This window comes from Pseudoalteromonas sp. BSi20429 (assembly GCF_000238895.1).
Lineage (GTDB): Bacteria > Pseudomonadota > Gammaproteobacteria > Enterobacterales > Alteromonadaceae > Pseudoalteromonas > Pseudoalteromonas arctica.
The window spans coordinates 1-26974 of record NZ_BADV01000018.1 but is presented as its reverse complement, the minus strand read 5'-3'; the positions used below and the strand labels follow the sequence as shown (position 1 = coordinate 26974).

22 protein-coding genes are annotated in these 26974 nt (G+C 39.0%); 8 read left to right on the top strand and 14 right to left on the bottom strand.

Annotation, left to right across the window (positions count from 1 at the left end; translation table 11 throughout):
• Positions 1 to 48: 48 nt before the first annotated feature.
• Positions 49 to 681 carry a SprT family zinc-dependent metalloprotease gene (locus P20429_RS15540; RefSeq protein ID WP_237715144.1) on the bottom strand — a complete coding sequence of 211 codons (633 nt, stop codon included), beginning with the start codon at positions 679 to 681 and terminating at the stop codon, positions 49 to 51.
• A 343-nt stretch (positions 682 to 1024) separates the two neighbouring features.
• Between P20429_RS15540 and P20429_RS15545 the strand changes: the two genes are divergently transcribed.
• Entirely contained in the window at positions 1025 to 4357 is a 3333-nt protein-coding gene (locus tag P20429_RS15545) for an MHYT domain-containing protein (protein ID WP_033026370.1), read from the top strand.
• Positions 4358 to 4360: 3 nt separating this feature from the next.
• Positions 4361 to 5353 carry a two-component system response regulator gene (locus P20429_RS15550; RefSeq protein WP_007581075.1) on the top strand — a complete coding sequence of 331 codons (993 nt, stop codon included), beginning with the start codon at positions 4361 to 4363 and terminating at the stop codon, positions 5351 to 5353.
• Here the strand turns inward: P20429_RS15550 and P20429_RS15555 are convergent.
• On the bottom strand, positions 5350 to 5790 hold the full coding sequence (locus P20429_RS15555; RefSeq protein ID WP_007581073.1) for a VOC family protein: 441 nt from the start codon (positions 5788 to 5790) through the stop codon (positions 5350 to 5352). The two genes, P20429_RS15550 and P20429_RS15555, sit on opposite strands and share 4 nt — an antisense overlap.
• A gap of 1 nt (position 5791) precedes the next feature.
• Positions 5792 to 6523 (bottom strand): HD domain-containing protein, encoded by a 732-nt coding sequence (locus P20429_RS15560; protein ID WP_007581071.1) that lies wholly within the window; start codon positions 6521 to 6523, stop codon positions 5792 to 5794.
• A 64-nt stretch (positions 6524 to 6587) separates the two neighbouring features.
• On the opposite strand from P20429_RS15560, the gene P20429_RS15565 reads away from it, so the two are divergent.
• Complete coding sequence (locus tag P20429_RS15565; RefSeq protein WP_007581068.1) at positions 6588 to 7778, top strand: class I SAM-dependent methyltransferase; 1191 nt, start codon at positions 6588 to 6590, stop codon at positions 7776 to 7778.
• A 30-nt stretch (positions 7779 to 7808) separates the two neighbouring features.
• Here the strand turns inward: P20429_RS15565 and P20429_RS15570 are convergent, their stop codons facing one another.
• The 11 genes from P20429_RS15570 to P20429_RS15620 all read right to left on the bottom strand — a co-directional run bounded on the left by P20429_RS15570 (position 7809) and on the right by P20429_RS15620 (position 23274).
• Positions 7809 to 8105, bottom strand: a complete 297-nt coding sequence (locus P20429_RS15570) for a PilZ domain-containing protein (RefSeq protein WP_007581065.1) — start codon at positions 8103 to 8105, stop codon at positions 7809 to 7811.
• Positions 8106 to 8114: 9 nt separating this feature from the next.
• A complete protein-coding gene (locus tag P20429_RS15575; protein WP_007581064.1) occupies positions 8115 to 8495 on the bottom strand; it encodes a PleD family two-component system response regulator in 381 nt (126 codons plus the stop codon).
• A gap of 75 nt (positions 8496 to 8570) precedes the next feature.
• Complete coding sequence (hrpA, locus tag P20429_RS15580) at positions 8571 to 12458, bottom strand: ATP-dependent RNA helicase HrpA (protein ID WP_007581063.1); 3888 nt, start codon at positions 12456 to 12458, stop codon at positions 8571 to 8573.
• A 272-nt stretch (positions 12459 to 12730) separates the two neighbouring features.
• Complete coding sequence (locus P20429_RS15585; RefSeq protein ID WP_007581062.1) at positions 12731 to 13762, bottom strand: isoaspartyl peptidase/L-asparaginase family protein; 1032 nt, start codon at positions 13760 to 13762, stop codon at positions 12731 to 12733.
• Positions 13763 to 14052: 290 nt separating this feature from the next.
• Positions 14053 to 14757 (bottom strand): SapC family protein, encoded by a 705-nt coding sequence (locus P20429_RS15590; protein ID WP_002961447.1) that lies wholly within the window; start codon positions 14755 to 14757, stop codon positions 14053 to 14055.
• A gap of 336 nt (positions 14758 to 15093) precedes the next feature.
• The gene (gene pgl, locus P20429_RS15595) at positions 15094 to 15804 is read right to left on the bottom strand and encodes a 6-phosphogluconolactonase (protein ID WP_007581060.1); all 711 of its coding nucleotides are present in this window, start codon (positions 15802 to 15804) and stop codon (positions 15094 to 15096) included.
• Positions 15805 to 15806: 2 nt separating this feature from the next.
• Positions 15807 to 17279 carry a glucose-6-phosphate dehydrogenase gene (zwf, locus tag P20429_RS15600; protein ID WP_007581057.1) on the bottom strand — a complete coding sequence of 491 codons (1473 nt, stop codon included), beginning with the start codon at positions 17277 to 17279 and terminating at the stop codon, positions 15807 to 15809.
• A 268-nt stretch (positions 17280 to 17547) separates the two neighbouring features.
• Complete coding sequence (gene pgi / locus P20429_RS15605) at positions 17548 to 19194, bottom strand: glucose-6-phosphate isomerase (protein ID WP_007581055.1); 1647 nt, start codon at positions 19192 to 19194, stop codon at positions 17548 to 17550.
• A 401-nt stretch (positions 19195 to 19595) separates the two neighbouring features.
• The gene (locus P20429_RS15610) at positions 19596 to 21851 is read right to left on the bottom strand and encodes an aminotransferase class V-fold PLP-dependent enzyme (protein WP_007581052.1); all 2256 of its coding nucleotides are present in this window, start codon (positions 21849 to 21851) and stop codon (positions 19596 to 19598) included.
• Positions 21852 to 21986: 135 nt separating this feature from the next.
• Positions 21987 to 23063, bottom strand: coding sequence for an AI-2E family transporter (locus P20429_RS15615; protein ID WP_007581049.1), 1077 nt, complete (start codon positions 23061 to 23063; stop codon positions 21987 to 21989).
• Positions 23056 to 23274: a sulfurtransferase TusA family protein gene (locus P20429_RS15620; RefSeq protein WP_002961455.1), complete on the bottom strand. Its 219-nt coding sequence runs from the start codon at positions 23272 to 23274 to the stop codon at positions 23056 to 23058. The genes P20429_RS15615 and P20429_RS15620 overlap by 8 nt, the downstream gene beginning before the upstream one ends.
• A gap of 145 nt (positions 23275 to 23419) precedes the next feature.
• Here P20429_RS15620 and P20429_RS15625 point away from each other — a divergent pair, with 145 nt between their 5' ends.
• The 5 genes from P20429_RS15625 to P20429_RS15645 are packed head-to-tail and all read left to right on the top strand — an operon-like array spanning position 23420 to position 26939.
• The gene (locus P20429_RS15625; RefSeq protein WP_007581045.1) at positions 23420 to 24085 is read left to right on the top strand and encodes a hypothetical protein; all 666 of its coding nucleotides are present in this window, start codon (positions 23420 to 23422) and stop codon (positions 24083 to 24085) included.
• Position 24086: 1 nt separating this feature from the next.
• On the top strand, positions 24087 to 25544 hold the full coding sequence (locus P20429_RS15630) for a M48 family metalloprotease (RefSeq protein WP_007581042.1): 1458 nt from the start codon (positions 24087 to 24089) through the stop codon (positions 25542 to 25544).
• Between the two features lie 53 nt (positions 25545 to 25597).
• Positions 25598 to 25945 carry an arsenate reductase (glutaredoxin) gene (gene arsC / locus P20429_RS15635; RefSeq protein WP_007581040.1) on the top strand — a complete coding sequence of 116 codons (348 nt, stop codon included), beginning with the start codon at positions 25598 to 25600 and terminating at the stop codon, positions 25943 to 25945.
• Positions 25945 to 26499: an NAD(P)H:quinone oxidoreductase gene (gene wrbA, locus P20429_RS15640; protein ID WP_007581039.1), complete on the top strand. Its 555-nt coding sequence runs from the start codon at positions 25945 to 25947 to the stop codon at positions 26497 to 26499. Before arsC ends, wrbA begins: the two co-directional genes overlap by 1 nt.
• Complete coding sequence (locus P20429_RS15645) at positions 26496 to 26939, top strand: DUF2069 domain-containing protein (protein WP_007581036.1); 444 nt, start codon at positions 26496 to 26498, stop codon at positions 26937 to 26939. Before wrbA ends, P20429_RS15645 begins: the two co-directional genes overlap by 4 nt.
• Positions 26940 to 26974: the final 35 nt, after the last annotated feature.

The following is a 26974-nucleotide window of genomic DNA, read 5'->3' as shown; positions in this document are numbered from 1 at the left end:
CCTATATTCCTATATTCCTATATTCCTATATTCCTATATTCAGTAACATCAAAACACCCACTGTAAACTCATACCATTTTGTTTTAACCAATTAGATGATGTTTTGTAATCGGGGAAAAACGCCTCTACTCGCTGCCAAAAAGCTTTGCTATGATTTAAATACTTTAAATGGGCAAGCTCATGAACAATCACATAATCTATAGCGTGGTAAGGAGCACCTATAAGATGTAAATTAAAAGTGAGTTCTCGCTTGCTATTACAACTCCCCCACTTTCGTTTATAAACACCTATTTTTAAATCATTTGGCAACTCTTCACCCATTTGAGTACAGAAATACGCTAAACGCATTTCTATGTAAGCAATAAGCTGCTCTTTTAAATAAGTCTCTAATAGCTGTCGATACTTTTGATTAGTGTTTTTAACTCGAGGAGATATTGTAATAAGTAAGTGGTCATCATACGGGGTTACTTTGGAATCTTGGCCTGAGTCCAGTTTCAAACAAATAGTTTCTGAAAAAACACTGATTTTTTTAGATTCAAAGGGGTACTGCTTAGTGTCATCAATTGACGATTGTTTTTTTAATTGTTCTGCAACCCACTCTTGTTTGTCAAATAACCAAGTATCAATGTGTTTTTTTGCGACAAAATGTGGCGCATACACAGTTACCTTTTGACTATGCACTTTTATTGCGACTGTTTTGCGTCTAGTACTCTTTTTTAGTTGATATTCAAACACGACTTAAACTCTAAATATAGCATCCGTTTATATAATCCATATTACCATCAATTTTAAACTCTTAGGCATACAGTCGCACCTAACTCCTAATCCACCTTATTATAATAAGCTATAGATTGAGCCGTCTGTTTTATTTGAATTGAAAGTTAAAATATTTTATTTACTTCAATAACAAAAAATAAATAAACTTGGTTAAAATTCGTCACTTTATAGCGCGATTAGAAATAACGGTTCATTTATTAGTAAATTAGATTAAACTTGTAAAATAAAGATTATATTTCGAGCCGTTATGCTATCAGCTTTCTTCATTACAGACCAAGATCCAAGTCTAATACTTAATGGGGTTTACGACCCTCTTCTAGTCTCAATGTCTGTATTAATAGCCATTTTTGCTGCTTTTTTTACTACTAAGCTCATTGATTTAGCAAAAGAGACTAAATTCCCTCGTTATCAACGTTTAGCAAATATAACTGCAGCAACTGTATTTTCTTCTGGTATTTGGAGTATGCACTTTATAGGTATGTTAGCTTTTTCGCTATGTACTAATATAAGCTACGATCCAACAATCACACTACTCTCTTTTCTTCCTGCTTTATTAGCATGTCAGTATGCAGTATCAATACTTGTAAATAGTGATGGAAACTTTAGAGTGCTCAGCATTTGCTCGATCTTACTAGGGGCTGGTATTGGTACAATGCATTACAGCGGTATGGCTGCAATGGAGCTTTCCCCAATGTTGCGCTATGACCCACTGACCTTTGGCCTTTCAATTTTAGTTGCCGTCGCTCTTTCGTTTATAGCGTTATATAGCCGCTTTAATCTTGAAAAATTTTTTCCAAAACTATCATACCTACAAAATAGAGCCATCAGCGCTATAATATTAGGCTTTGCTGTTGCTGCTATGCATTATATGGGCATGGCATCTACACGCTTTGTTGCAACATCTCCTCTTTTATATGACGACGCAAATGCTTCTGCTGGGCTCACTTTTGTAGCCATCGCGGTTGCAACTGCAACGATTGCCATTACAAGCGTAGTAGCGGTACTTAATGGCATGGTCAGATATAAAATGTTACTTGAAGAAAAGTCAGCCGACGAGTCTCGCTTAAACGCAATTTTAGGCACAGCCATTGATGGAATCGTAACGATTGATCACACCGGCATTATTTTGAGCTTTAACGAATCAGCCAGTAAAATTTTTGGCTGGCACGAAAATGAAGTACAAAATCATAATATTAAAATGCTAATGGATGATGCTATCGCGATGCATCACGATAGCTACCTTTCTAAAGCTAAAAATATTGATTTAGGTAAAGTAATCGGTGTTAACCGTGAAATTTTTGCAAAGCATAAAAATGGCCACTTATTCCCGATTCGTTTGGGGATTGGAGAAGTTAATCAGCCAGGGCAAAATCCTCTATACGTAGGCTTCATAACAGACTTATCAGAGCAACGAGCTTTACAAAAAAGCCTTGAAGAAAAAGAGCAAAAATACCGCTCTTTAATGGATAACATGCCAGGTGTGGCTTTTAGGTGTAAATTTGATGATAACTGGACCATGCTTTTTATCAGCCCGAGCATCAACGAGTTAACTGGTTATAACCCTAATGAATTTACTGAACATTGCATTGAATTTAACGATCTAGTTTTAAAATCAGACCAGCAACCTATTGTAGATGCCGTCACAAAAGCCGTAAAAGAAAAACGTCAGTATTCAATCGAATACAGAATTCGCCACAGAAGCGGTAAAATCTTATGGCTTTTAGATAAAGGCAGCATCGACTTTGACACCCAAGGTCAAGCAAAGTGGATTGATGGTGTTTTAGTTGATATTACAGAACGCAAAGAATATGAAGAAAAACTAGAGCAAGCTAAATTTAAAGCTGAAGAAGCTGCTTATGCAAAGCAATCTTTTATGGCTAATATGAGCCATGAAATACGCACCCCAATGAATTCTATAATAGGTTTTAGCGATCTATTAATGGATACCCCACTTGATCAAGAACAACAAAAACATTTAGTGACCGTAAATAATGCAGCGCGTTCATTACTTAGATTATTAAATGAAATTCTCGATTCCGCAAAACTAGAGCGCGGTAAGCTCACTATTGAGCCAATACACTTTAGTTTAAAGCCAGTAATAGACAGTATTATTTCTACTTTTTGGTTAGAAGCTAAAAAGAAAGATTTAGAACTTAAACTTCATATTAAAGAATCAGTAAGTACGACGTACTACGGCGACCCAGATCGACTCAGGCAAGTACTTACTAATTTAATTGGTAATGCTATTAAGTTTACCGAAAAAGGCTCTGTTACAGTAACTGTTGCTATAACACAAAATCAGCATCTGTTTTTTGAAGTGCAAGATACCGGTATTGGTATTGCAAAAGATCGTATTCAAGCAGTGTTTCAACCTTTCGAACAAGCCGATGGTACTACTACTCGCCGTTTTGGTGGTACAGGTCTTGGTACTACCATAAGCAAACAACTTGTAGAGCTTATGGGCGGAACAATAAACTTAGTAAGTGAACTAGGTAAAGGTACCTGCTTTTACTTTTCATTGCCGCTTACTTTAGGTGACGAAACTAAAATAGATCATTTTGATGGTCTACACACACAACTGCCTGCACTTAGGGTGTTAGTAGTTGACGATATCGAGCAAAATACAGAGCTACTTTCTTTACTCCTGTCACGCGATCAGCATGCAGTTACCAAGGCATCTAACGGACTTGAAGCGATTAAAGTATTTGAAGAACAAGACTTTGATGTCATTTTAATGGATATACATATGCCATTGTGTGATGGCATAGAGGCAACACAAAAAATAAGAGCAATAGAAAATCAAAGACAAATTAAATACACGCCAATTATCGCGCTCACAGCCAGTGTATTACAACAAGATAAGCTTACGGCTAAAAAAGCAGGCATGAATGGCTTTGCAAATAAACCCGTCGATATAAATCAGCTAAACCAAGAAATAGCACAAGTGCTTGGTCTTGGTATTGCAAAAGAAATGGTTATATCGCAAAGCGATCCTAAAGCGCAGCATATAGATTTTGAAAAAGGGTTAGCCCTTTGGGGTTCTAAATGTAAGCAACTTACAGAGATTACTAAATTTATTAGTGACAGTAATAAACGGTTCGAAACATTATTCAGTGATAAATTATCAAACATAAAAGATGTCGATAGCACCATTCACACACTTAAAGGTGTTGCTGGTAACTTAGGCCTAATAACATTAATGAAGTTATTAACCGATTTAGAGCAAAAACAAAGTGACGCTAAAGTTATTAGTACTTTAGACGATATAAAAAACGAGCTACTTGTCATCTCACAACTGCTGTCATCTAATACTTGCGATAAGCCAAGTAGTAAGCCTGAAGATAATAGTTCTGACACGCTATCAATTGATGAAATTAAGTCACTGTGTAAGACGCTTTATCAAGATGCACAAAATGCAGAATTAAATGATGAGCTACTAGCAAAACTGCAACGCGGCATACCTTCAATCTATAAAAATGAAGTTGATGATATAGCCGAGGCCTTTGATGAATTTGATTTTGATAAAGCACACGTAATACTAGAAACCTTACTTGAAAAACTAACAAACAATGAGTATTAATTAATGGATTTTACAACAGATAGGCCACGAGTATTAATTGTTGACGATGAGCCTGCAAATCTAAAAGTAATGCGCGAAGTGTTAGGTAATCAATATCGTATGTCGTTTGCTAAATCGGGTGATGCCGCATTGGCACTACTTGAAAAAGAACTACCAAAGCTAATTTTGCTCGACATAATGATGCCAGATATGAACGGGTTTGAAGTCTGCCAGCGGGTAAAAAACAATCCTAAAACGTCTCATATCCCCATTATTTTTGTGACAGCTTTGGGGGACGAAAATGATGAATTTAAAGGTTTTGAACTTGGTGCCGTAGATTATATTACCAAGCCAATAAGCCCTGCTATTGTAAGAGCTAGAGTTAAAACTCACTTATCGCTAGTGCAAGCTGAGCAATTAAAACAAGCACATGTAGATTTAGTACAACGCCTAGGCCGTGCTGCTGAATATAAAGATACTGACACTGGCGAACATATAGTGCGTATGAGCCAATACAGCAAAGTATTAGCATTAGCGCTAGGTATGGATGAGCAAAGTGCAGAGCTTTTACGCCAAGCCGCCCCAATGCACGATGTTGGGAAAATAGGTATCCCTGATGCTATCTTACTCAAGCCAGGAAAGTTAACTTCTGAAGAGTTTGAGCATATGAAGAAACACGCCATAATTGGTGCACAAATATTAGCAAATTCTTCATCGCCATTATTACAACTCGCTCATAAACTTGCTATTGAACACCACGAAAAATGGGATGGTTCTGGCTATCCTAACGGGATCAAAGGCGAAGAAATATCAATTGAAGGTAGAATTGTTGCCGTTGCTGACGTTTTTGATGCTCTGACTTCAAAACGTCCTTATAAAGAGGCATGGAGTGTAGAGAAAACAGTTTTACATATGCAAGAGCAAGCAGGAGCTCATTTTGATCCCGCTCTAATCGAACTATTTGTGAAAAAATTAGACGATATTCTTGCTATAAAAAATTCAAATCAAGAAAGCTAATTCTTTTTAGCGCTGTGAGAGCCAAGCTCAACATTTGGATAGTAAGACTTTATATAACGATAGTCATGTGAGGTAATTTCATGGCTATTGCTACTCTCATCTTTAAAGTACATAGAAAACGTTACACCATGATCCGCTAGCACTGCTTTTATGTTCAAACCCTCAAGATGATTACGCCATTGAATAAATTGCTCCCCTGAGGCCAAAAATGCAATCCCTTTACTACGCCCCTCACCTTCAAAAAGTGCTAAACGAGTTGTTGAACTAGTATCTTCAAGTGTTAAAGGGCCGCGTCCGTCCTCATCCCAAAAGGCAAGCTCGGGTACTACACTAAAACCTAAAACACGCTCATACCACTTAACGGCATCAACCAAGTTATCAACATTTAAATGGCAATGATCAATCCCAGATAATTTAGGTATGCTTGTATTATTCACGTTACTCACCTATTTCTGACTTTAATTGCTCTAAAAAGTCATGCATATACCTTGTACGTCTATTCGCTTCTGCTTTAGCAGATGGCGTATTCATACTATCGGCAATATGTAATAACTTTATAAAAAAGTGATCAAGCGTGTATGTTTTATCATCAGCCTCGCGTTCAATACAAAAAGGGTCTTCTGGGTTATACAATAACCGAGAAATTGATCCGCCTACTTTCATGCATCGACTCACTCCAATAGCGCCCAATGCATCCATTCTGTCAGCATCTTGTACTATTTGCGCTTCAACTGTTTTAATTTTTATATTTGCGCTGAAACTATGAGCGGCAATGGCATGATGAATCTCATCAAAAAGTGACTCGTCATAATTAATAGATTTTAAAAATTCCAATGCCTTATCGGCTGCCATAGCAGAGGCTTTTGCACGATCAGGATGATTTTTAGCCACCGCCACACAGTCATGCATCCACGCTGCAGGTAATACAACTGACATGTTTGCCTGCTCCGCATTACATAACTGTATTGCAACGCGCACCACTCGCTCTATATGAGTAATATCGTGAGCTACATCGGCATGCACTAAAGAGGTTATAAATTCTCTACATTGTGAATTAAGTATTTTTAAATCGGGGCTTAAAACGGCGTCAGGCACTATTAGGTTCCAAAAGCTAATGAATCGATAAATTATCCGTACTTTACCGTGCTTTATGCCCACCTTGCAAAACATTCATTGTATGTTGCTCCTTGCTTGACTAAAATACAGCGCTTATTTATTACTACTGAGAAGCCTTATGTCATCTGCCGTTTACCTACAAGCTGGTCGCGATAAATCATTAAAAAGAAAACACCCTTGGTTATTTTCAAAAGCCATCAAAAAAATTAAAGGTAAACCTGGATTAGGCGACACAGTAACGATTCACGATAGCGAAGGTAAGTTTTTAGCAACTGCTGCTTACAGCCCTCACTCACAAATTCGCGCACGTGTTTGGAGCTTTGACGAAAAAGAAGTCATCGATCAAAACTTTTTTGAACGCCGTTTACGCCGCTCATTAGAAGCACGTAGCCAAGTAATAGAAGAAGGCGGATTAACAGGGTTTCGATTATGTGCTGCGGAGTCTGATTACTTACCAGGCGTTACAATCGATAAGTTTGATAACGTGTTAGTGTGTCAGCTATTAAGTGCCGGTGCTGAGCGTCATAAAGGCGAGATTGTTGGCGCGTTGATGTCTATTTTCCCAGGCTCTAGCATATACGAGCGCTCAGACGTAGAAGTACGCACTAAAGAAGGCTTAGAGCCAATAAAAGGCGCTCTTTGGGGTAACGAACCAACACAGCCGGTACTTATTGAGGAAAACGGTTTTAAAATTGAAGTCGATATAATTGATGGACATAAAACGGGCTTTTATTTAGACCAGCGCGATAGCCGCGCCGCACTTGAGCGTTTTTCAAAGGGTAAAACGGTACTTAACTGTTTTAGTTATACAGGTACATTTTCGTTGTACGCCCTGCGTGGTGGATGTGAGCATGTAACTAACGTAGATGTATCTCAACCCGCTTTAGATACAGCAAAACGTAATGTTGAGCATAATAACTTAGATTTAAATAAAGTAAGTTTTGTTAAGCAGGATGTATTTAAGTTACTACGCCAATACCGCGACGAAGGTAGACAGTTTGATACCATCGTAATGGACCCACCAAAGTTTGCTGATAATAAAGCGCAGCTAACCGGCGCGTGTCGTGGTTACAAAGATATCAACATGATTGCCATGCAAATACTAAAACCAGGTGGAACATTACTAACGTTCTCATGCTCTGGTTTAATGGAACAAAACTTATTTCAAAAAGTAGTAGCCGATGCAGCACTTGATGCAGGTAAAGACCTACTTATAATGGAGCGATTAAACCAGGCAGCTGATCACCCAATTGCTGGCAGCTACCCTGAAGGCTTTTATTTAAAAGGCTTAATCTGTAAGGTTTTTTAATATCTACTATTGAGTTTAACTGGATTCAAGTTAGTTAAACTGAATGATTTCAAGACCTGCTGTTACCGTGCCATCATCTTCTTTGCTGGCACGTATTACTTTTGCTGTTGCATTTAAAGGCGCAATACTTGGGTGAGTCGAATCAATGTTCACCGTCAGTAATGTATTAGGTTCAAGTAATTCATCTAAATGAATTGATAAACCTGTTGCACTTAAATCCACGCACTCTGCGGCAAAACTTAAACCCGCTATTGGTTCTATCGTTGTTAAATTTGCAGGTGTATTGATCTGCATGCGTCTAAAATTTCGCTTATCATCAGTAAACATACGTTACCTCTAAAAAACCGTGTTAATTTCTTCCAACAAAGCACCCACTGAAAATGGCTTTACAACATATGCGTTACAACCAGCGTCAAACCCTGCTTGTTTTTCAGATGGAGACTCTAGGCCCGATACCATAACAACAGGAATATTTTTTGTTTCAGGTGTGTGTTTTAGCATTCGGCATGTATCATAACCATCAAGACCAGGCATACAAACATCAAGCAAAATTATATCTGGCGGACTCGCAATTGCCGATGCAAGACAGCTTTGCCCTGAATCTGCATAACTAACATCAAATTTCGACGCGAGTGCTGCTTTGAGCATTTCAAAATTAAAATACTCGTCGTCTACCACTAAAAGTCGCTTTGTTTTATGTTCAATCGATGAGGACATAACTATGTCACTTCCTTTTCAAAACAAAAATAAATCCTCCTATTAAGGTACTAAGCTTAATAGAAAATGCAAGTTTTATTCTATCTCTTTTATCGCATTAAGTACTCGCTTAGCCGAAATTGGGTAAGGAGTTCCAAGCGTTTGAGCAAATAACGACACTCTAAGCTCTTGTTGCATCCAAAAAATAGCGGTTACTTCTTGTGGAATAGGCAAGCCTTTAGGCGTTTTATTAACTACTTTTTTGTACTCTTGAGCAACTTTATCCAACTCTAGTACGCATAACCTATCACGATTTGGATCCACAGGCAGCTTCTCTAAACGTTTTTGAATCGCTTTTAAATAACGAATTAAATCCGTTATTTTATCTGCGCCATGCGCGCTCACAAAACCTTTAAATATAAGTGACTCAAGCTGTGATTTTATATCGCCATGCGCGGTTATCATGGTTAAATCAACGCGTCCTTTCATTTTTTTATGCAGTGCGTGCGCAATACTTAATACTTGCTCAACTTGCGTTGCAATCGATACAACGGCATCACCGAGCTCACCTCGTATTTGCTCTTTTACTGTTTCAAATGCTTTTTCATCGCGTATATCGCCGTGTTTCACTAATAAGCTATCAACACCTGCGGCGATACAGTCATCAATTAAATCAGCTATTTTACCAAATGGGTTAAAGTACAAACCCAGCTTTGCCTTATTCGGTAAGTTTTGTTGTAAGTACTTAATTGGCGACGGCACATTTAACAATACTAAACGGCGCAAACCTTGTTGATGCGCTTGCTGCGCTTTTGCTTCACTATCAAAAAGCTCCACTGCAGCGACTGATTTTTTATCCACCAGCGCAGGGTATGCTTTTATTTCGTATTGACCTTGTTTTTTAACATATGACGCTGGCAGCTCACCAAAGTCCCATTGTGTTAGGTCTGATTTTTCAATGCCTTTATCGGCTACTTTAGACAGTGTTTCGGTTACTTCACCTTGCAGCTCTGCTTTAAGTTTGGCTAAATCAAGTCCACGAGCAAGTAACTTATCGTGTTCATCACGTACTTCGAACTGCAATCGTAAATGCGGTGCAAGCGCGGTTAAATCCCACGCCTCCATATCAACTCTCACACCTGTCATTCTTAATAAACGCGTAGCTAAAGCATCAATTAAGCTACCTTGCATTGGCTCAATAGCTGCAAGTACTGCATCTGCGTAATTTGGTGCTGGCACAAAATTACGGCGAAGCGATTTAGGCAATGACTTTATAAGCCCACTTATTAGCTCATGTCTAAATGCAGGTATATGCCAGTCAAAACCACTCTCTTGTACTTGATTCAACAGTGCTACCGGTATTTGCACCGCAACACCATCAACCGCTTGTCCTGGGTCAAAATGATAAGCAAGCGGTAATATAATATTGTCTTGCTGCCATGTGTCAGGGTAGTCAAACTCAGTGATATTACTTGCACCATGCTGCATTAGCTCTTCACGGGTCATGTGTAAGTAATGTTTATTTTGTTGTTTTTGTGTTTTATACCATTTTAAAAATGCAGCGCGGTTATTAATTTCTTTGGGTATTTTTTTATCGTAAAACTCAAATAACGTTTGCTCATCAACTAAAATATCACGACGACGAGACTTATTTTCCAGTACTTGAATATCTTCAATAAGCTCACTGTTAAATGCTAAAAAGCCCTCGTTTAAGCCCAGCTCTTGCTCAACTAATGCAGTGCGCACAAAAAGCTCTCGGCTCACTTTAGGGTCAATATTGCTATAAACACAGCGGCGTTTATTTACAACAAGTAAGCCATACAAAGTTTGCTGCTCAAACGCGATTACCGCACCTGGCTTTTTCTCCCAGTGTGGCTCTGTATAGCTGCGTTTCACTAAATGCTGTGCTAATGGTTCTACCCAGTTAATGTCTATTTTTGCATTTGTGCGGGCATATAATTTACTGGTTTCTACCAGCTCTGCCGACATAATCCATTTAGGGCTCTTTTTAAATAAACCTGAACCCGGAAAAATATGAAACTGACTATTACGTGCGCCTTTGTATATTTGCTTCTCATCTTTAAAGCCAATATGGCTCAGCATTCCGCTTAATAACGCTTTGTGAACGAGTTCGCCATCAGCCGCTTGGCTGGTTGCCTTCAGACCCATTTCGTTACACACAGTACTTATTTGATAAACAATATCTTGCCACTCACGCAGGCGCATATAGGCTAGGAAATCTTTTTGACACAGCTTTCTAAACTGGCCATTAGTCAGCTCGCTTTGCTGCTCTTCTAGGTAATTCCATAAGTTCAAAAAAGCGATAAAGTCTGAATCTGGGTCGTCAAAGCGCCCGTGTTTTTCGTTAGCTGCAGCACGTTTTTCTTGCGGGCGTTCGCGTGGATCTTGAATCGACAGCGCCGCCACAATAACAATCACTTCACGCAATGCGCCAAGTTTGTGAGCTGTGAGCACCATTTTAGCTAAACGAGGGTCTACCGGTAATCGGCTGAGCTCTCTACCTGAAGCGGTTAAACTCGTTTTACTATCACGTTTGTCTGGTTTTACTGCTTGTAGTTCTTCTAATAACGATAAACCATCACTTATATTACGGCTATCTGGCGCTTGCACAAACGGAAATTGCGCCATATCACCAAGCCCGAGTGCCAACATTTGCAAAATAACTGAGGCAAGATTAGTACGCAGTATTTCAGGGTCGGTAAACTCTGGGCGCGATAAAAAATCATCCTCAGAGTACAAGCGAATACAAATACCCGCTTCAACACGTCCACAACGACCCATACGCTGATTAGCACTTGCTTGCGATATAGGTTCTATTGGCAGGCGCTGAACTTTTGTACGATAACTGTAGCGGCTTATACGCGCAGTACCTGGATCTATGACATAACGAATACCCGGCACAGTTAGTGACGTTTCGGCTACGTTGGTCGATAAAATAATATGACGACGAGAATGTGGCGCAAATATACGGTTTTGCTCTGCGTTAGATAAGCGCGAGTAAAGTGGTAATACATCAGTGTGTTTTAAATTACGCTTGCTAAGTGCATCAGCGGTATCGCGTATTTCACGCTCACCGTTTAAAAATATCAGTATGTCGCCAGGACCTTCCGCGCACAGTTCGTCAACAGCATCAAAAATACCTTGTAGCTGATCGCCCTCGGCTTCCATATCTTCTTTATTAATATCGGCCGTTGGGTTGTAACGCACATCAACAGGGAAAGTACGACCCGATACTTCTATAATGGGCGCATCATCAAAATGCTTTGAAAAGCGCTCAGGATCGATGGTTGCAGACGTAATTATTATTTTTAAATCGGGACGTTTTGGAAGTAGGTTTTTTAAGTAACCCAAAATAAAGTCGATGTTTAAACTACGCTCGTGCGCTTCATCTATAATTATGGTGTCGTATTGGGTTAAAAATCGATCTTGCTGAATTTCTGCCAGTAAAATACCGTCAGTCATGAGTTTAACGTACGTATTATTAGAAACCTGATCGCTAAAACGAATTTTAAAACCGACTTGCTGACCAAGTTCGCACTTCATTTCTTCAGCAATACGGTTAGCCACCGTTCGCGCAGCGAGTCGGCGTGGTTGAGTATGGCCTATTAAGCCATCAACACCACGGCCAAGCTCTAAACACATTTTAGGTATTTGAGTTGTTTTACCTGAGCCCGTCTCACCTGCAATAATAACCACTTGGTTATTTGCAATGGCGTCTTTAATTGTTTCCTTTTTTTGACTTACTGGCAATTGCTCAGGGTAAGTCACTTTAGGAAGGCCCGCTAAGCGTTTATCACGTAATTCTTGGCTACGGGTTATATCAGCCGCTATTTTTTCAAGCGCGTTGGCATGCTTGTTTTCATCCGTTATTTTTTTTACGCCATGTAAGCGTTTTTTGAAAATGAATTGATCTTTTTTCAAGCACGTTTTTAGCTCGCCAAACAACTGACCTAGGTTTACCACCCGCATACCTTATAAAATTAGTTAAAGAGCCATAATTGTATCAAATTAAACGGCCGGGGTTAATCCTACAAAATGCATAACACGGGGTTGTTTGTTATATAAACGCTGCGATTCACCTAAACTGCGAATAATAAATCTATCTCAAGCAGTTATTTTCAGCGCTAACTGCACTGAAAATAACTGGCTAGCAATAAATTAATTAAAATATCATTGTGGTTCAATATGTTAGTAAATCTCTTAACCAGAGTTGAGGTTAATTAAATTACTTTGGCTTATTCGTCGTTAAAAATGCCCACGTAGGTCGCTTGCGTATTCGACTTACTTGCCCGATACATGCCAGAGGTATTAAACGGCAAGCTAATATTCCCCTTAGTATCAATAATAATAACGCCGCCAGTGCCGCCAATTGGCTTAAGCACACCGTTTATAACTTCATCTCCAGCTTCAGCTATGGTTTTACCTTGATACTTAACACGCGCACATATATCGCTCGCTACGTTATAGCGAATAAAATATTCACCGTGCCCTGTTGCCGATACTGCGCACGATTCGTTTTCAGCAAATGTCCCAGCACCAATTACCGGCGCGTCACCTACACGGCCATAACGTTTTGCCGTCATACCTCCTGTGGATGTACCTGCCGCTAAATTACCGTTTTTATCAAGCGCCACTGCGCCAACCGTGCCCATTTTGTAAGAGTTAGGCAATGCTTTGTGCGCAGCTTGGTACTTTTTACTGGTTGCTTTGGCTTTATCTAATTTTTGTTTTGCTTTTAAAAGCGCTTTGTAACGAGGCTCGGTATCAAATAAGTTATTTTCGACAAGTTCAACACCTTGCTCTTTAGCAAACTCCTCAGCGCCTTGCCCACTAAGCATTACGTGTACAGAGTTATCCATGACCAAACGCGCTAATTTAATCGGGCTCTCAATATGCTTTACACCCGCAACGGCGCCTGCTTCACGGTTTCGACCATCCATTATGGATGCATCAAGCTCATGCCCGCCATCGTAAGTGTATACCGCTCCACGCCCTGCATTAAAATAAGGCGATTGCTCTAATACTGTAATTGCCGCAGTTACCGCATCTAAACTTTCACCGCCTTGGTGCAATACTTTATAACCTGTCTCTACGGCCTCTGTTAATTTAGCGCGGTACTGCTTTTCTTGAGCGGGTGTAAATCGTGCTTTTTCTATTGTCCCTGCCCCACCATGAATCGCAATGGCAAAAGGAGTCTCTGCAGCGAATACGCTATTACTTAAAGCAAAAAGGCTGCTCGCAAAAATTGCTAATAAGGGTGTTTTCATAATGAGTTCTTTTATGGGAAAGTTATAAACTAATGTGAATGGTTGCAGGCTTAATTTCAACTAAAGTGAGTTTAATGGCATAAAAAAAGCGCCTTAAGGCGCTTTTTAAAATTTTACGTGTTTGTAATACCAATTTTATTAAAAACATGGTCATTCTAGCGTATTAAATAGCTCACTAACTACGTTGAAAATTATTTATATAGAACAACTATGTATCATAATTTTAGCCTTGTTATTGAGCCATTTTCTTATCGCTATAATAGATCACTAATTTAATGCAATTGGTATAATTAAGCTTGTTTAGCTTTTAAACGCGCTAAACGTGCTACTTGATGAGTAGACGTTAAGAAAGAATAAATTGGTGCTAAGTAACCACGTTTACGAAGCTCTAAGAAATCAGCATCGCTTAACTCGTTTAGCTTTTTCTCATCGATAAGGTAAATACCGTTGATGTCTTTTTTCTCGCCTTTAATGTCTACTGTTAGCGTTTGCGCAATTAGTAGCTCTTTATCAGCAAGGAATTTAGTGAACGCTTCAGTTACTTGAGAAAACTCAATGAAAGATACAAGCGCTTCTTTACGACGTTTTAGGTAATCTGTTTCTTCGCCGTTTTCAAATAATGCATTACCTTCGTCTTCACCAACAAGCGCACTTGCTTCGTCAATTACGATACCGTATTGATCTTGATCTGGGTGTTTAACTAAGCCCAGTGGGTAACGAGTAGATGCCATAGGTGCAAATGCTGCAGTCCATTTACCATCTTCTACAAAAAGGTTTTCGCCTGGCTCTAAGCCAAACATAGCAACAGCTTGAAAAGTGCCGCTTTCGTTGTTTTTAACGAATGACATTGGAAACTCGTTTGCTACGCGTGCAAACTCATGTGCAACTACTGGCACTAAATGTTGAGTTTTCATGAATTCTACATTAATGCCGTTTTGAATTTTAGTGTTGGCATGTTTTTCGTTGTGTAAAGGCTGTACTTGTTGCTCCGCCATGTTACTGCTCCGTTTATTTTAATTTATATGTTTCATTGTTAATACCTTTAGGCTAATGCTTTTGAGCTAAAAAAGGAAGGGAAACTTTTATGACAACGACCATGAAAAAATAAAATATAACTAAATCTGAACGTTGCTAAAAAACATACAGCTCAAACTCATAAATTTTGTTCAAAAACAACACACTTCATGGTTGATTTTAATACAAACCAAAGTTATTCATTAACATTGGTTAACAGTTCAGGACTGTTTTTTTGCAGTGTTTAGGCTTAAATTTGAGCAAATAAAAAAGGCCGCTTATATAAGCGGCCTTTAAAAGTTAAATTAGCACCTAAATTAAGGCGCCCAATATACTTCAATATTTATACTTGGGTGATTAAGCACAGCGCGAAGTGGCATGTCATTAACATCGCCTCCCGCTTTTGCTTGCTTATAAACAGCGAGTTTTTCTTCACCGCTAATTAAAAGCTTAACCACTTTAGATTGCGCAATGGCATTTAACGTAAGTGTCATGCGCTCAGTAATACTACCCGTCACATCACTTTGTATCGCATTAATTGCACATACTGTTTGCTCAGTTGTTAAACCGTGCTCTAAACCTTCTGCATTTGGGAACAACGACGCTGTGTGACCATCTGGGCCCATGCCTAGAATAGTTACATCGTATGGCGCTTTTAAAGCACTGTAAGCGGCTTCACACACTTCACTGCCTTGCTGCGCGGTTGCAGCATCGTTTTTCATGGTTATAAAGTTTGCAGCACTGCCAAAATTTTGTAATAACGTGCTTTTAATAAATGCTTCGTTACTTTTTTCATGGCTTGGGTCTACCCAGCGTTCATCAACCATAGCAACATCAACATGTTGCCAATCTAAATCAAGCGTTGATAAATGCTTATAAGCTGGCGCAGGAGACGAGCCACCCGACACCATTAATACAGCACGGCCATCGTTTTTAATACCATCACGTAGTGATTGCTCAAGCGTTGCAGAAAGCTCAGCTGTTAACGCGTCTTTATCGTCAAAAAATTTTTCAACTAGTGTTGCCATGCTTATACCTTATCGCCTGTGTTAAACCACACGTGGCTTTTTTCTGCCAATAGCTCATCAGCATCCTCAGGACCCCAGCTACCAGCACGGTAAAGTGCAGGCTTGCCTTTGTCTTGCCAACGGTCAATGATTGGATCAATCCATTTCCACGCTTGGCGAACTTCATCGCGGTGAATAAATAATGATGGGTTATTTGCAGCGGCATCAAGCATTAAACGCTTGTACGCATCTGAATGAAAACCATTGCTGTAAGCTTGTGAAAGCTCAATATTCATTGTTACTGGCTCAAGTTGCATTTGAAGGTTATCAAGACGCTTAGACATAAGCGTTAGTTGAATTGTTTCCTCGGGTTGCAAACGAATAACAAGACGATTTGGCTCGATATTACCCACGTTATCTTCGTAGATATTGTGAGATACTTTTTTGTATTCAACCACAATTTCTGCACAGCGCTTAGCCATACGTTTACCCGTACGAAGGTAAAATGGAACACCCGCCCAGCGCCAGTTATCAATATGCGCGCGAATAGCTACAAACGTTTCTGTTTTACTAGAACCTTCATTTAGCTCTTCTAAGTAACCCGGTACAATTTTACCGTTTAAGTCACCTGGTACGTATTGACCACGAACAATATTTTCATCAACATCGCCATCTACAAGCGGGCGAAGTGCTTCTAATACTTTTAGTTTTTCGTTACGAATGCTGTTAGCGTTAAGCTTATTAGGCGACTCCATTGCAACTAAACAAAGTAGTTGTAATAAATGGTTTTGAACCATGTCACGAAGTGCACCGGCTTTATCGTAAAAACCAGCACGGCTTTCAAGGCCAACAGTTTCTGATAAGCTAATTTGGATGTTATCAATAGATTTAGCATCCCACATATTTTCAAACAATGAGTTTGAAAAACGTAGCGCCATTAAGTTTTGTACTGTTTCTTTACCTAAGTAATGGTCAATACGGAAAATTTGCTCTTCATTAAAAAATTCTGCAATTTTTCCATTAATTGCTTCAGCAGAATCACCGCAATAACCAATAGGCTTTTCAACAACAACGCGTGATGTAGGTGTAATTAAACCTTTAGTCGATAATATTTCACAACATGTGCCGTAAACAGCAGGCGGAAGCGATAAATAAAACACGCGAGACTTAGTGCTTTCGTGCTCATCTAAAATGCCTTTTAGCACATCCCAGTTGTCGTCTGCTTCTGTAACATTACTTACCACTGGCACTAAAAAAGTAGAAAATGCTTTCCAATCTTTAGCGTTAAACTCACCTTTGCTTAAAAATTCTTGTAATGCTTTATGCGCTGTTTCTATGTATTCAGCACGTTTCGATTCTTCGCGTACTGTTGGTAGGATACGTGAGCCTTCAGGTAAGTTACCTTCTTGATATGCTCTGTACATTGCAGGTAGCAATTTGCGTAACGCAAGATCACCACCGCCCCCAAAAATTATAATATCAAAAGGATTAAGCATAGTTACTCTCTACGTTGTGATACCCAGTACATTTTATAAATGTGCGGGTATGCCTATTTATTGCTAGATTAGATGGCTTTTATAGCTGTATTTAAATAAAAGCCTGCTGAATTGTTCTGTATCGATGATTTATTATTATTTTTATCATTGCGCTTATTAAATGAGCCTTAGGGGCCCTGTATCTCCTCTCACAAAAATACAGACCCTAAGCACTCCAGCGCTACCCGTTCAAAGGTACTCGGTTTACTTACTTGCGTAAGCGAATTTTTTACTGCGTACGGTTTTGTTTGTAGTACGCCATTAAGCCGTTTGTAGAACTATCATGAGCGTGTTTAACGCTTTCATCAGTAAGTTCACTCTCAATTTTAGATGCTAAACCTTTACCCAGTTCTACACCCCATTGGTCAAACGAACATATTTCTAAAATAATGCCTTGGCAAAATATCTTATGCTCATACAGTGCAATTAAACGGCCCACTGTTTTAGCATCTACTGTATCTAATAGCATAGACGTTGTAGGACGATTGCCTTGATGAATTTTATGATTTAATAACTCATCAATCTCTGCTTGCGATTTACCCTTAGCGGTTAAATCAGCAGTAACTTGCGCTGCATCTACACCACTCATCATCGCTTCTGTTTGTGCAAAGAAGTTTGATAATAAAATATCGTGATGCTTATCAACATTCACTTGTGGTTTAACTGATGCAATAAAATCTGCAGGTACAATTACATTACCTTGGTGTAAACACTGATAAAACGCGTGCTGACCATTAATACCCGTCATGCCCCAAATAATTGGAACTGTAGTATAAGGTACCGTTTCGCCTGCAAAGTTAACGTGTTTACCGTTACTTTCCATTTCGCCTTGCTGTAAATACGCAGGCAACATATGCAGTGCTTGGTCGTACGGTAATATAGCTTGCGCTATGTAGCCTAAAAAGCTCGTATTCCATACACTAAGCAATGCCATAATTAATGGTATATTTTGCTCAAACGGCGCAGATTTAAAGTGCTCGTCTATTTCAAACGCACCTTCTAAAATTGCTTCAAAGGCGTCGTAGCCTAAATATAAAGCAATTGGTAAGCCTATCGCACTCCAAAGTGAAAAGCGACCGCCAACCCAATCCCACATAGTGAATACGTTTTCGTCGCTGATACCAAAGGCTGCCGTTTTTTCTAAATTTGTACTTACTGCAACAAAGTGCTTTGCAATTGTACTTTCATCTTTTGTTGTTTGTAAAAACCAGTCAACCGCTGTTTTAGCATTTGTCATGGTTTCTGACGTAGTAAATGTTTTTGACGAAATAACAAATAATGTTGTTTCAGGGTCAATGGCTTTTAATATAGACGAAATTTGTACACCGTCAGCATTAGATACGTAATGAACATTTAACGTATCATCAGCAAGTGCTTTTAATGCCTCAGTTGCCATTTGTGGGCCAAGGTTAGAACCACCTACGCCAATACTTACAACATCTTTTACCGCTTTACCGGTATAGCCTAACCATTTACCGCTACGAACTTTTTCTACAAACACTTTAATTTTAGCTAATTCGTTATCTACGGCTTGTGTTACGTTTTCGCCATCCACTATTAATGGAGTGTGAGCACGATTACGAAGTGCCGTATGTAGTACTGAGCGATCCTCGGTGATATTTATTTTTTCACCGCTAAACATTTTATCGCGCCACGATGCAATATCGCATTCTTTAGCAAGCGACATTAAGTTAGCAAAAACATCGTTATCAATAAGTTGCTTGGAATAGTCGAATAATACGCCAGGTACTTGAGTCGAAAACTGAGAAAAGCGCGTGTCATCTTGTGCAAATAACGTTTTTAGATGTGTTTGTTTCATCTTAGCTGCACTTAGTTCTAGTGCTTGCCAACTTGCTAGTTGCGTTCGGTTAGACATGGAAATATCCTCTAGTTTTTTCAATCAATTGATTTAAAAATGTTTTTTATAAAAGCAAAACTCTTAACACTGCTTATTTACACTAAAATAAAGCGCCGATAGTATAACTAAAAATGCAAAAAAAGTGCTGTTTTTATAATTTTAGATGCCGATGATAACGCAATTTTTAGCTTTTGACACCGGTATCATAAAAATTTTATAAATTAATTTACCCGCAATTTTAAAGGCAACGGGATAGCTTAATCAATCAAAATGAAATATTAATGAATTTTTATCAGCACAATAATTACTTTTTATAGTTATTCACTAATTACTAGGGCTTGTTTGCCTTGCGAGCAAATAAACCTTAAAAACAAAAAAATCGGCCCTAAAGCCGATTTTGTATAAATTACAATCTTTGTTTAATTACTAAGCGCTAACCCGCCACTTAGGTTATAAACCGTTTTGTATCCTAGTTGCATTAAATTAGTTGCAGCAATTTTTGAGCGGTTACCACTACGGCATAATAAAATGTACTTGTTATTTTTGTTTAATTGCCCTTCAAATACCGCATTTGCCATTCTGCTAAGTGGTATATTTAATGTTTTTTCATCTAGCGTATTAAATAACTGAGCAACATTATTTGCTCCATGCTCATACGGCTCCCGAGTATCTATTAAATATGTATCGCTGGTGTTTAACATTATTTTAGCGTCATCAAAATTTAATTGCTGTGTATCAACCTCAGGTAACGCATTTACATAACCACACAATTGCGTGTTATCTACTTGTTTTGAAGCGTCGTACTGCTGTTTTTGTATTGCAAATTCATCAACTGAAATACTGCCGCTCACTAACGCATCAAGAAGTGGCGTTTGGTTTTGCTGTACAGCCCAGTTCATGGCAAAACATTGTTGGTAGTCGTGCCCTGAGCAAATAATGCTGGTGCTATTAAGTTGCTCGCTCATTGCTAAAATAGAGCGTGCCATTGCTTTTGCATCCCCACCTATAAGCGATGTATTGCCAAGCCCTGCAGGCAGTATTAAATCACCACAAAAACAGTAACGCGTTTCGTTATTACTGTTTTTTAATAAATAACTTACACTGTCTTTGCTGTGCCCAGGTGTAACTACTTTTTCAAGTACGTCGTTTGCCAAGTTAATACTTGCTGTATTTAGCGGCCAACCTAGCGAATCAACCTCACCTTTTACAACTCTTAATGCAAGAACGCTGGTTAGTAAATTAGTCGCTGACTCTCGCTCTTGATGCAGATGAGTATTAAGCACCGCTGATATAGTTAAGTCTTGTGTATTAGCTATTTTATCAAAGCGCGGAATAAGCTCAATAATAGGATCAATAATTACAGCGTGTTTATCATCGCTTACATAAAGCCAACTACATGCACCTTGGTGCCTAAATTGAGTAAGGCCCAGTGCGCATACTTCTTGTTGTGGTGTGGTGCTGTCAGATACGATTAAACAGTTTGCCTGAAGTATTGCTTTGAGAGCGCGAATACGCACACAAGCATCATCAATATCATGTTGTGTTGCAGCAGGTCCAAACGACAGTCTAATCGCGTTTTCGCTTTGCCACTTACTTGCACCCATTGCATCTAAAACAAAACTTGTTGATGCGCCTGTACTGCAAGCCGAGCCACCACTTACGCGAATGCCCGCAGCGTCAAATAAATCAATCACTTCTTTGCTCGTTAAATCGTTAACAGCAAAGTTAAGTGTGGTAGGCACGCTATAAGCAAAATCATGATTGAATGTAATATCGCCAAAGGTGTCTTTTATCGCGCTTTGTAACTGGTTTCGATAAGAATTAAGTACGCTAACAGACTTAAACGTGTTGTCTGATTTATCAAGCAACATACTAAATAGCTTATTTAACCCTGCAATACCGGGTAGATTTTCGGTGCCTGAGCGCATTCCACTTTCTTGACCGCCACCCGCTATAAAAGGTGTGTACGCACTGCCACTACGAATATATAAAAAACCAATACCTTTAGGTGCATAAAGCTTATGCCCCGAAAAAGGTGCGTAATCTATTGTAGTATCACTTAGTGCGAGCGCTTGTTTACCGAGCGCCTGCACGCAATCCACCATCCACGATACACTTTTATTACGGCTACGAATTACCTGCTCAATAGCGGGTAAATCTTGATATACACCGGTTTCGTTATTAACGGCCATGGTGCAAATCATCAATGCGTTATCTATATGTTTAGCTATAAAATCTAAATCTAAAATACCATTACTATCAACCGGAATAGCAAGCACCTCAGCATTAACGTCAAGTACGCTATTCCAGTGCTTAAGTGTATTTGGCACCGCTTTGTGCTCAGTAGCGCCATATAACAATACGGGGTTTTTAATCGGGTGTTTTTTAGCATCAATTAACGTAGAAACCACCGCAGTTTGAATGCCTTCTGTTGCGCCAGAGGTAAATAAAATATCGCCATTACTTGCGCCAATAACTGTGTGTGCTTTTTGACGTGTTTGTTCTAATAAATGCTTGGCTTGTATACCTGTAATGTGCGGACTTGAAGGATTACCAAAACATATTTGCATGGTATGAGAAACAACATCAGCAATACAAGGCAACACAGGGGTCGTTGCGTTTGCATCAAGGTAAACTTGTTTTACTGGCTCATCGTGCAATAAAAACTCAGACATTAAAAAACGCACCTTATTACTAAAAAATATATCTTATTACCAATAGTACATAAATTTACAGGTAATGAGTAATAATCAATTAGCACTAGAGGTGCGTTTACTATTCTTTTTTAGACTAAAAGTCTGTTTACTTAATTATTCACTGACCTCTTTACTTATCTCTTCATGCGTTGACGACCAAGCTGTTATTAGCGCTTTTACTAATGAAGCCAACGGGATGGCAAAAAATACGCCCCAAAATCCCCACAAGCCACCAAAAAATAATACTGCGACAATTATAAATACCGGATTTAGATCAACCGCCTCAGAAAACAGCAGTGGCACAAGCACGTTGCCATCAAGCGCCTGAATAATTCCGTAAATAATTAAAATGGTCCAAAACTGTGTTTCTAATCCAAACTGAAACAGCGCAACTGCCGCTACCGGAATAGTGACGAGTGCCGCGCCAATAAATGGAATTAATACCGACAAGCCAACAAGCACACCAAGTAGTGCGGCGTAGCGTAAATCTAAAACAGTAAATGCAATAAAAGACACACCACCAACAATTAAAATTTCAAACACTTTACCGCGAATGTAATTCATAATTTGTTGATTCATTTCGTGCCACACTTGCAAAATTAAGCGTCGTTGCTGCGGGATCAGTTTAGCAATACTCCCCGTTAGCTCCAGCTTATCTTTAAGCATAAAAAACACCAGTAACGGCACAAGTACTAAATATATAAGCCATGCAACAACATCTTTTAATGACGTAAGTGAAAACGACAATACAGTTTGACCAAACTCAATGATTTTAGCTTCTACCGTTGCAACAATAGCTTGTACTTGATCTATGTTAATTAAACTTGGGTATTGTTCAGGTAAAGCCATTAAATAAGACTTCCCTTGCTCTAACATATGCGGGGTTTCTTGCACTAAGTTACTGGTTTGCTTCCAAAGCACTGGGCCAATAACCAAAATAAGGGTGAGCATAATGCTAATAAATATCAACATTACAATAATCGTTGCAGTAAAACGTTTTAAGCCAACGCGCTCTAAATGAACAACCGGCCAATCAAGTAAATAAGCAATAACAAGTGCCACAAGCACAGGAACAATTAACGAGCCAAAAAAGTAAAGTAAGGCCACTGAGGCCAATAATAAAAATAATAAGGTAGACGAGTGAGGATCCGAGAACTTCCTTTCGTACCATGTTTTTACGTATTCAAACATGTAATGGCTCCACTAATAACAACCCACGTTGTTTATCAAAATTGTAACTATAAGCATTTTTTTGCAAAAAACGTTCAATATCGTTCGCACTTTCACCTTTATTAAGACTAAAAGTGATACGTTGTTTTGAAGATTGCGCACTTCGTAGCGCAAGTTTAAACTGCACAAATTGCTGAGGGCATTTAAACTCTTTTAAATCGCGCTCTACCATAACTACTTTATCCGTATAGTAAATGAATAATAAGTCGCATATTTACGGTCAATATACTTATATACCCAAACCGTTGTAACTTTTTGTTAAAACAATACCTGCAATAGTTTATCCTTATAACATAACTAGCAGTAAGGATAAGTTAATGCCTGGCACGCATAATAAAGCGCAACTACCCAGTAATCCAACACTCAAAGAGATTAATTGGTTTAAAAAGCAAATTAATTGGGGCGAACTACCTCCTTTTTATCACCTTGTTGCCTCATCAATAAGCGAATCTGAAGGGATTTTAGATCATGGATTCGATAATGCAGTTAAACAACTTATAGATAAACGCAATTGGAACTTAGATTTATTAGAAGGCCATGAAGACAGCCTTGGTGTAATACACACTAAACATAAGCCACGTATTGCGCTGCACCAAGTTTTTACCGACAGAGGCTTTGAGCTATGGGCACAGCCTTATGCTAAAGATGTTATTGTTGACCAATACATAAAAAATAATCGCTTTATGGAGTTTAGAGTGTGGGATCCACATTCAATGAAAAACCTGATCAGAATAAGTCAGTTACATAAGTTTATTGGCTTTTATTTTGAACGGGGCGACAAAGCAGATAAAGCCATTATTTTACATGCACATAAAGTAGTACATAAAATTATTACTTTTTTGCAGCGAGAATTGAACGTTGTAAAGCTTGATGGAGTCACAATAAAAGAACTATACCAATTGTGCGAAAAAGACAGCCGTGCAAGCAGTGACGAAATAGACATAGCCAAAATTGCAATTGGCGAACAAATTAACAAGGAATAAAATGCAGCTAAAATCAGCATTTATCACTTTATGCAGTGCCGCGCTTACGTTTAGCTTATTAGTAAGCGAACCTTTAAAAGCGCAAACCAATTTTACACTTCCTGATTTAGGAACATCTGCATTACAAGCACTGCCACTTGAAAAAGAACAAGCTATTGGCGAAGTAATGATGATGCAAATACGAGGTTCATCGCCAGTTATAAACGATCCTGTGCTAGATGAATACCTCACGACTATTGGCCGTAAACTTGTTGCTAATGCTAACGATGTACGTTTTCCGTTTTCGTTTTTTTGGATAAATAACTCAGAAATAAATGCGTTTGCCTTTTACGGTGGCCATGTAGGCGTGCATACAGGGTTAATAGCTCAAGCCGATAACGAGAGCCAGTTTGCTTCGGTACTTGGTCACGAAATTGCTCACGTAACACAGCGCCACTTAGCACGTAGAATACAGCAGCAACAAGATAACAGCGCGCTGACAATTGCCGGTATGATTGCAGGTATATTAGCAACCGTTGTTGCACCCGACGCGGGTATTGCCATTATATCTGCAAGCCAAACACAATCTGCTTTTAGTCAGTTAACGCATAGCCGCTCAGCTGAGCAAGAAGCTGACCGCATAGGCATGCAAACACTTAATAATGCAGGATTTGATCCCCGTGCATCGAGTGAGTTTTTAACTAAACTTGCAGCGCAAATTCGCTATAAATACAAGCCACCAGCATTTTTGCTAACTCACCCATTACCAGAGAGTCGTGTATCAGATGTACGTTTGCGTGCAGAGCAATTTCCTGTGCGCCTTATGAATGCGAGCCTTGAGTTTAATTTAGCAAAAAGTCGAGTGCTTGCCCGCTATGACAACAAACCAGAAAACGCAGAAGATCTATTTAGAAAGCTACTGCGCGAAAACACCTACAACAACACTGCATTAAAGTATGGCTTAGCCATAAGCTTGCTTGATCAAAAAAAGCTTGATGAAGCAGCGCCAATATTAGACGAGCTTTTAAAAAACGATCCTAAAAACTTATTTTATATAGATACCCATACCGATTTACTTATTGCACAAAAAAAGGCAGATGAAGCCGTTAAGTTTTTAGCGGATTTAAATCAGTATCGCCCTAATAATCAGGTAATTACACTTAACTATGCCAACTCAGCACTTGAAGCTGAGCAATATGAGCTTGCTGAAAATATTTTAAAGAGTTTTTTACTCGAAAAGCCAGATCATAACTTAGGCAAACAACTCCTTGCAGACGCGTATAAAAAACAAGATAAATTAGCCTCTTATCACGAAGCTAACGCCGATGTATTAGCGCAATATGGTGCTTATTTAAAAGCCGCAGACGAAGTACAAAAAGCACTAAACTTTGTAGAGCCTACTCAACTTGTAAAGCAACAACGTTTAAAAGCACTACTTACCCAGTATCGACTTTTACAAAAAGAGCTTGCAAGACTTTAAGTCTGCAAGCGCTTACCCTAAAATAGACGCAATTCACACTTTGGAATCATTTTATGTCTGTTACTATTTACCACAACCCACGTTGTTCTAAATCACGCGAAACGCTAGCACTACTGCAAAGTAAAGCAATAGAGCCAAGTGTTGTAGAGTATTTAAAAACGCCTCTTACACACGAGCAAATTTCAACGCTTGTAATCCAACTTGGTTTTTCATCCGTACGTGAATTAATGCGCACAAAAGAAGATGACTACAAAGCACTTAATTTAAAAGATGAAAGCAGTGAATCAGCATTAATAGATGCCATGGTACAAAATCCAAAACTAATTGAACGCCCTATTGTAGTGAATAACAATAAAGCAGCGATTGGTCGTCCACCAGAAAACGTACTAAGCGTTTTATAATGAGTGCAACCATAGTGGTGCTTTATCACTCAAGCCATGGCTCAGTTGAAGCAATGGCTCACGAAATAGCAGAGTCGATAGAGCAACAAGGCGCTACAGCACTACTTCGTACCTTTGTGGCTAAAAATGCGCACGACATTGTGATCACTAAAGATGATTTAATAAATTGCGATGGTTTAGCATTTGGTACTCCAACCCGATTTGGCATGATGGCCTCTCAAGCTAAAAGCTTTTGGGAAACCACCAGCGACTTATGGTTAAAAGGTCAGTTAATAGATAAGCCAGCGTGTGTGTTTTCGTCATCAAGCAGTATGCATGGTGGTAATGAAGCAACCTTACTTAACTTATCTCTGCCACTATTACACCACGGTATGATGCTACTAGGCGTGCCTTACGATGTGCCAGAATTACTTGCAACACAAACAGGTGGAACACCATACGGTGCAACACACGTTGCTGGCAGCGCTAATAGTGCACAACTAAGCAAAGACGAAATTAAAATATGCCAAAGCGTTGGTAAACGCCTTACTCACATTGCGAGAAAACTTAAATGAATACAGCTGACAACCCAGCTAAAAAGCCGATTACAGTAAAGTTTCAGCGTGCCGCACTATTTGGCTACGTAGGTTTACTTGTTCTTATTCCACTGTGGATGTATTTTGTGCCACCTCTAAATGGTAATGCGAGTTTAGTGTCTTTATTTTTGCCTATTATTCCGTTACTACTGCCGCTAAGAGGCATAATTAAAGACAATACATACACTTATGCGTGGGCTAACTTTGTTGTAATGCTGTATTTTATTCACGGGCTTACCATGCTGTGGGCCGCTCCTGATGAATTAATTTGGGTATTGCTAGAGCTTGTGTTTGCCTCTTCAATGTTTATTGGCTGTACTTACTACGCAAGACACCGCGGACAAGAACAAGGTTTAAAAATCCGTAAGCTTAAAGAAGAACTAGCTGAAGAAAAAGCAGCAAATGAGCACGGTAAATAAGGCTTAACCATAAACGGTTATAAATACAAAAAACG